Genomic DNA, 7,600 nt, shown 5'->3' with positions numbered 1-7,600 from the left:
TACGGTGGTGTGGGAGGTCGGCTGATCAATTAATGGTCAGCCTCCTACCCGATTGGGGATGACCACCAGAACCTAGGTATTCAAGTCCCGGCGGTTAAAGGCCACAAAGGTTAAAGTGAAAAAGACCAGCGACACGATCAGTAAAATTGCGGCGGAATTGAAGGAAAGCTGATCATTGATCATCAGGCTGGCACCCTCAAAATATTTGAAAGGGGTGAGGATCTTCAGAAATGCCAGCTTATCATACAAATTCACCACCACGGATAAGATGAAAAATCCCATCACCAGTCCGGAAGCCGCAGCTGTCGCTCTTTTGGTATTTTTTAAAATTGATCCAAACAGGGCCCCCAGTGCCAAAAAGAACAGTTGCAGGATAAAGAGCGCCAGCATTGTCAGGGAAACCTTGTCGATCAGTCCATCGCCATCGTTATGCTGAGCAATGAAAAAAACCGAAGCGGCAAAGGTCACCATGTTAAAAATCAGAATATTGATGACCCCGGCCAACAGCTTAGGGCTGATAACCTGAAACCGGCGCACCGGTTTGGTGTAGATAAAATCGGCACAGTGATCCCGTTCTTCCTTGGACACCACCACCGCCCCGAACATCACCGCATGAACAGCGGCCAGCAGCATAAAGTAGAGAAAGAACACCGAATAAAACCCGGCGACCTTGGTAATATCCACTGAACCGATCCCAAAAACAACCATAATTTCTTCGGGAAAGGCGTCAAACAGGGCGTTGACGTCCACCTGAGAATCAGAGAAACCCTGGTATTTCATCATTCCGGCAAAGATAATGAAAACTTGGGCACAACACCAGATGATCAACGACTTGATATTGGCCTTCATTTCTTTTTTAAATACGTTCATGGGTAGCGCCTCCTTTTAGGCTAGATCGACGGTAGATCTTTTCTGGCAAAAAGCTTGAAGGTCAGAAAAATAAACACGCCAACTAAAACAAACCATAATAGTAGGTTCAGAGAATCGTAATTCATGTTTTTGGATATCTCGGAGAGATTGAAATAATCAAAGGGTGAAATAAGTCCCAGTTTTTCATCTTTCAAGGTTTCGTTGAGCAGATGAATAATATAAAAAATAAAGACTACCCCCATACTGATCGGCAGAACGGTGCGGATTCGTCTTAAAAAAACAGACACAAACAGACCCAGACTGGCAAAGAAAATCTGGATAAAGAGCAAACTCAGGGTAAACAGGGTAAACAACTCGACATCGTAGGAATCGGTACTGAGCAGGGTAACCATGATCAGAGAAGCCGTAAAAACAACCGCATTGGTGATCAGAATCTGGATCAGCACAGCCAGGATTTTCATGGATACTACCCGGTTGCGGCTGACTGGTTTGACAAACAGAAAATCGCCGGTTTTTTCCCGGACTTCCGCAGAGATAACCGAAACACCCAGATTCATGGCCTGAATGGCCCCGGCCAGTAAAACGTACATCAGGGCAAATTGATAAAAGCTCAAAATACTGGAAAGCTCCAGATCAGCCACACCGAAAGCCTGCTGAAATTCAATGGGGAAACTTTCAAAGACCTTTTGGAAGTCCTCCAGTTGGCTGGAAATGGATGGGTAAAGCAGCATAAAAAGGCTTAATACCCCAATCAGTGAGATGCACCAGACGATCAGGTTTTTTCGGCCCATCCGCAGTTCCTGCTTTAGGATGTTCATGGCTGTTCCTCCTTCTGGTAATAATGCATAAAAATTTCCTCAAGACTGGGTTCCTCAACCAGCAGATTTATCAGGTTCTGACCCTGCAGGCGCTCAACCATGCGATTGATATCACCTTTAAATAAAAAATGCAGGGTGCTTTCATTAACCGTAAGATTGGTGACCCCTTCCAGGTTAAAGTGATGCACATCGATAACGCCCCGATAATCCAGGGTAAATTTTTTATAATTGTGCTTTTGCATATCGCGGATATTTTCAACCCGGACAATGGTACCGTCTTTAATGATGGCTACCCGACCGCACAACTTTTGAACCTCGGAAAGAATATGTGAAGAGAACAAAACCGTGGCACCTTTCTGGTTTTCCACCCGGATCAGTTCAAAAAATTTCTGCTGCATCAATGGATCCAGGCCTCCGGTGGGTTCGTCCAGAATAATCAGCCTGGGTTCATGGAGCAGCCCCTGAATAATACCGACTTTCTTTTTGTTACCATAAGATAGGTCGTCAATGCGCTTGTTCAAATCAAGGTCCATGATTTCGGCCAGACTTTGAATCCGGCTGGTGTCGACATTGTCATAGAAGCTGGCTGAATAGTTGAGGACCTCCCGAACCTTCATGTGCTCATAATAAAACACTTCCGAAGGCAGGTAGCCGATGTCCCGGCGGATTTCGCTGCCGTATTTTATACAGTCTTTTCCGAAAATTGTGGCCGAACCGCTGGTCGGATGGATCAGCGACAGCAGGGCTCGAATGGTGGTGGATTTACCAGCCCCGTTGGGGCCGATGAAACCAAAGATCTCGCCTTCTTCCACAGAAAAGGATACATTTTCAATGCCTCGATTTTTTCCATAATATTTTGTCAGCTGATTGATTTCAATTACATTCATGCAGATCCCCTTCTTTCAAATATAATCCGGATAATTTAGTGTGATGCAATTATTCTACCCTTATCAAGCAAAAATAAACAAGGGACAAGAGGTCGGAATATCCTGAAAAAAATTATTAATGTTTTGTTAGAGAGGCTGTTCAAAGGGAATATAGTATAAGTAATAGTTTAAAATCGGGAGGTCGAATATGAAAAAAGAAGAAACGCGGGCCTTGATTCTGGAGATATTTAACAATCGCTATACCTGCAAGGGTTATGATGCCGATAAAAAGGTCAGTGACGAGGATTTTGCCGTGATTATGGAGGCGGCCCGGCTGTCCCCCAGCTCGATGGGGCTGGAACCCTGGAAATTTATTTTGCTCAATAACCGAGAGCTCCGGGAAAAAATAAAATCTTACGCCTGGGGCGCGGAAGTCAGTCTTGATGGGGCCAGTCATTTTGTCCTGATTCTGGCCCGAAAACCGGTTGATCTGAAGCCAGATTCTGACTATGTGGAGTACATCATGAACGATGTTCAGCATTTTACCGACGACTTGCGAGCAGCCCGTAAAAATAAGCTGAAGAGTTTTCAGGAAGACGATCTGAAAATCGCCGGAAATGAGCGGGCTTTTTTTGACTGGGCCTGTAAACAAACCTATATTCCCCTGGCCAATATGCTAACCGCCGCGGCCATGCTGGGCGTTGATTCCACCCCGATGGAAGGATTTAATACCGAAAAGGTAGAAGCGGTTCTGGTTCAAGAGGGGATCCTGGACCCCGTCCATTTTGGATTATCCTGCATGATCGCCTTTGGTTATAAAAACCGGGACCATCGCCCCAAAACAAGAAGAAAAACAGACGAAGTCCTGGAAATCATTGAATAAACAGTAACACTTTAGATGACAAGTGAACATTTTAGTGCTTTTATTTAGATCACAGCGTGAGCTTAGGGGTTGGATGAGGAGATATAAGAATGAACGCAGCTGCGAGTATATTAGTGATAACTGGACTTGTTATTGCAGTCGGGATTCTCTTGATATTATTACATCAGAATAATAAAAAATTGAAGAAAAATAGTGAGGATACGAAAAGCATCAAGGATATCTGCGATACCTTCATTAACGGCCATGAAACGGTCATTTATTTGAAAGATGAGCAGTTGAACTACCTCTTTATCAATAAAGCAGCGGAACCCCATTATCAGAAATCGGTTGCGGAAATAATCGTTCAGGACGATCAGCAGTTGGATATTGAAGCCTTTGGTCCATCAATCATTGAGACCGATCAACAGGTTATTAAGACCGAAAAAACCACCGAATATGAAGAAAAACACAAAAATCGCATTTACAAGATAAAAAAATTTCCGGTGAAATTAAGAGAAAATCGGATCGGGGTGGGGGCTTTTATACGGGAAATTACGGATGAAGAAAAATTGATTAAAAAACAGGAAAGAGTGCTCTTCCGAAATAAGATCCTGGTTAATGTTTTAAGCAAGAATTTCCGAAATGATCAAAAGCAGCTTGATTATGTGTTGCACGAAGCTTTGAAATTGACCGAAAGCAGCATCGGTTATATCTGCTTTTATAATGAAAAAAGACAGGAATTCGCCCTCAGTGCCTGGTCAAAAGGACTGACCAAAGAATCTCAAATGGTGGAGCCACAGCGGATCTACCGCTTGGAAGAAGCCGGGTTATGGGGTGAGACCGTGCGCCAGAGAAAACCGATTATCAATAACACTGACGTCGCTGAACCAACATCAGAACAGGAACTGCCCGGCGGTGATAAAGTTACGGGTAACTCTATCACCATCCCCATTTTTATTGATGAAAAAATCAAAGCCGTGGTTGGTTTTGCCGGTAAAGAAGACCATTATGGCGATAATGATGTGTATGAAATTACGGTGTTAATGAATGGCGTGCTGACCAATGTGGAAAGACGAATCATTCAGAAAAAACTGTTTGAAGAACGGAGCAAATATTTCCAGACCCTGATCTCCATTGGCGATGGGGTCATGGTGGTTGATCCCGCCGGCAAAATCGAAATGCTCAATAAGGTGGCCCAGAGCCTGACTGGCTGGACCAATGAAGAAGCTAAAGGGAAGCATTATACCGAGGTTTTTGTATTGTCCCATGAAGACCGTCAACAGGAGATTCAGGATCCCATCATTACCGCCATGGCGACCGACGAGACCCAGGAACTTAAAAATCATGCGGTCTTAACGGCCAAGGACGGATCGGTTTTTCACCTGGAAGACAGCGCGGCGCCGATCAAAAATGAAAAGGGTGAAACGGTTGGCATCGTTCTGGTTTTCCGGGATGTTTCCGAGAAAAAAGAGCAGCGCGAAGAGATCGAGTATCTGAGCTTTCACGATGCCCTGACCGGACTTTATAACCGCCGTTTTCTGGAAGCCGAATTACTGCGGCTGGATACCGAAAGAAACCTGCCGATTTCGATTATTATGGGCGATGTGAACGGCTTAAAATTGACCAATGATATTTTTGGCCATGCCCACGGGGATATTTTTCTCAAGAAAATAGCCGATGTGATGCGCCGAACCTGCCGGGCTGATGATATCATCGCCCGCTGGGGTGGCGATGAATTTGTCATATTATTGCCTAAAACCACCATCGAACAGGCGAAACTGATTAAAAAGCGGATCAAAACCGAGTTTGCCAGAGAGGGGGTTAAGGTCATCAAAGGAAATATTTCACTGGGCTGTGAGGTCAAAACAGCCATGGACCAGAGTATTATGGAATGTTTGGAGTCTGCTGAAGAAAAAATGTATGCCATTAAGATTCTGGAACGGGATGATTTTAAAAGTACGACCCTGGATTCCATTATCACCACCCTTCAGAGTGACAGTCCTCAGGAAGAGGAACATGCCCAGCGAGTCAGTCAATGGTGTCATGATTTAGGTGTAACCATGGAACTCCCCCATGTAAAAATCAAACGGCTGAAACTGGCCGGCTATTTCCATGATATCGGCAAGATTGTCTTGCATAAAGATTTGTTGGAGCAAAGCAGTGAACTCTCCGTGGAAGAAATGACTGAAATCAAGAAGCATCCGATTATGGGGTATCGGATTCTCAATGCCTTTGATGATACCATGTCTCTGGCTGATGCGGTTCTTCACCATCACGAAAGATGGGATGGTAGCGGCTATCCCAAGGGTCTGAAAGGGGAAGAGATCCCATTTTCAGCACGGGTTGTGGCCGTTGCCAATTGCTATGACCGCTTGATCTCGGCGCAGGAAGAGGAAGTCCTGGGGTTCAATCAAAATCCCCTGCTCCATCTGGAAAAAATGGAGGGGCAATTTGATCCGGAAATAAAACGGGAATTTATCAATATGATCAGGAATCTTCCCAGTTAGAACAGTTTAGGAGAACAGCCCATTAAGATCTGCAAAAAGCCATCAGAGCAAAACCCCTGATGGCTTTATTAACGAGATAAGCGGTTTTAATCACATAAATCAAGGGGCTTCTGAAAGAAAAGATTGACTTTTATCACCAATTACCGTATAATCAACAAGCATGAAAAAATTGAATAATTTTTTTGTTCTACCTTAGGAGAGATGTCTGAGTGGTCGAAGGAGCACGCCTGGAAAGCGTGTGTACGTGTAAGCGTACCGAGGGTTCGAATCCCTCTCTCTCCGCCATTTAATTAAATGAAGAAATGTTATGATACAGCCGTTTGTGGCTGTTTTTTTTTATATCTATTTTAGCGTTACCCTTTAATTGACCCTTTAGCAATTGTCCGCCCATCAGGATAGAATAATAAAGCCCATCACTTGGGTTGGACCCGGATTTGAATCAGGTTTTTCACGTCTTCGAGAATCCGTTCAGAGGTAACGGGAATCATCAGCCAGCGACCGCCGGCAGCAAAGGGTGTCCTGGCAAATAAGGTCTGAATTTCCGGGCTGGCCTGGGGAAGGTAGGTTTCCGCTTCATTGAGTTCCTTGTTTCCGATTACGACGAGAGCGATAAAATAACCATCCATGGGGTAAAGGACACAAAGGGATTTACTGCTTTTCCGGTACTTCAGATTCCAGCCGCGCTGGGCGGAACAGCGACTGTAATTCATGATCGGCTTGATGTGATAGGCGGTTTCAATAAAGTTTTGTAAGGCAATCCAGAGGGGATTATCGACAAAACTGATCATCTCGGCCATGGTTGGCTCATGATTCTGTTCAAAAGACTGACTCCATTCCATAGGGAACCTCCAATATTTTTCTGGTAATCGCAGAATATAGGTGTCGGAGCAGGTTGAAAGCTCAGGATACTCTCCCAATCACCGATAAATTTTATAATTAAAATTTATCACCATGAGCCAAGGCGGTCAAGTTAATTTGATAAAAAATGGTTAGGAAGCAGTTGAGTAAAATTTTGACGTTTGTCAAGAAAAGTGAATCTAAAGAATATGGGTGGCGAAAAAAAGGAAAATACCATCGTTTTTTGATAGCGAGAGGCGTATAATGATAGCAATGATAAAAAATACATGAACGTTACCGGTTGCTTATTGAAAAACAAATGCAATTGGGAAGAATGGATTCTATTTATTCTAAAAGGAGTTGATGAATCAGCGACTGAAACGCTGATATTGGTGAAAGGAGTTGAAGACAATGACTAAAATCGAAGATGTTAACCCAATAGATGAGTATATTCGCCAGTTCCCTGAAGAAGTTCAGCTGCTTCTCCAGGAAATCCGGCAGCTCATCAAAGAAACGGCCCCCGAGGCAGAGGAAAAGATCAGTTATCAGATGCCGACATTTTTTCAGGACGGAAATCTGGTTCATTTTGCGGCTTATAAAAACCATATTGGCTTTTATCCGGCCCCGTCTGGTATCGAAAAATTCAAGCAGGAATTGTCAAAGTACAAGAGTGCTAAAGGATCGGTTCAATTTCCACTTAATCAACCAATACCTTTTGATTTGATCCGAAAAATCGTTGCTTTCAGAGTGGCAGAGAATCAGGCGACTGCGAAAAACAAGCAAAAAAAGAGCAAAATTAAGGATAAAAGCCCGGAATAGTGCATCAGGCGTCAACCAGAG

General features: G+C 44.0%; 7 protein-coding genes and 1 tRNA gene. 4 read left to right on the top strand and 4 right to left on the bottom strand.

What is annotated here, in order from left to right:
- Positions 1-72: 72 nt before the first annotated feature.
- Genes ABGU93_RS09345 through ABGU93_RS09335 form a run of 3 tightly spaced genes read right to left on the bottom strand, consistent with a single transcriptional unit; the run spans position 73 to position 2,575 of the window.
- A complete protein-coding gene (locus tag ABGU93_RS09345; protein ID WP_347413197.1) occupies positions 73-870 on the bottom strand; it encodes an ABC transporter permease subunit in 798 nt (265 codons plus the stop codon).
- Between the two features lie 20 nt (positions 871-890).
- Positions 891-1,688, bottom strand: coding sequence for an ABC transporter permease subunit (locus ABGU93_RS09340; RefSeq protein WP_347413196.1), 798 nt, complete (start codon positions 1,686-1,688; stop codon positions 891-893).
- Positions 1,685-2,575, bottom strand: a complete 891-nt coding sequence (locus ABGU93_RS09335) for an ABC transporter ATP-binding protein (protein WP_347413195.1) — start codon at positions 2,573-2,575, stop codon at positions 1,685-1,687. The genes ABGU93_RS09340 and ABGU93_RS09335 overlap by 4 nt, the downstream gene beginning before the upstream one ends.
- A 187-nt stretch (positions 2,576-2,762) precedes the next feature.
- Between ABGU93_RS09335 and ABGU93_RS09330 the strand changes: the two genes are divergently transcribed.
- The 3 genes from ABGU93_RS09330 to ABGU93_RS09320 all read left to right on the top strand — a co-directional run bounded on the left by ABGU93_RS09330 (position 2,763) and on the right by ABGU93_RS09320 (position 6,208).
- A complete protein-coding gene (locus ABGU93_RS09330; RefSeq protein ID WP_347413194.1) occupies positions 2,763-3,437 on the top strand; it encodes an NAD(P)H-dependent oxidoreductase in 675 nt (224 codons plus the stop codon).
- Positions 3,438-3,526: 89 nt separating this feature from the next.
- Positions 3,527-5,923 carry an HD domain-containing phosphohydrolase gene (locus tag ABGU93_RS09325; protein WP_347413193.1) on the top strand — a complete coding sequence of 799 codons (2,397 nt, stop codon included), beginning with the start codon at positions 3,527-3,529 and terminating at the stop codon, positions 5,921-5,923.
- Positions 5,924-6,118: 195 nt separating this feature from the next.
- A tRNA-Ser gene (locus ABGU93_RS09320) sits at positions 6,119-6,208 on the top strand.
- Between the two features lie 128 nt (positions 6,209-6,336).
- Here the strand turns inward: ABGU93_RS09320 and ABGU93_RS09315 are convergent.
- Positions 6,337-6,762, bottom strand: a complete 426-nt coding sequence (locus ABGU93_RS09315) for a DUF3788 domain-containing protein (RefSeq protein ID WP_347413192.1) — start codon at positions 6,760-6,762, stop codon at positions 6,337-6,339.
- 409 nt (positions 6,763-7,171) lie between these two features.
- Between ABGU93_RS09315 and ABGU93_RS09310 the strand changes: the two genes are divergently transcribed.
- A complete protein-coding gene (locus tag ABGU93_RS09310; RefSeq protein WP_347413191.1) occupies positions 7,172-7,579 on the top strand; it encodes a DUF1801 domain-containing protein in 408 nt (135 codons plus the stop codon).
- The last annotated feature ends 21 nt before the right edge of the window (positions 7,580-7,600 follow it).

It is taken from the genome of Acetobacterium sp. (assembly GCF_039830195.1).
GTDB lineage: Bacteria > Bacillota > Clostridia > Eubacteriales > Eubacteriaceae > Acetobacterium.
The sequence above is the reverse complement of the archived record's forward strand: the minus strand, read 5'-3'. Positions and strand labels throughout refer to the sequence as shown.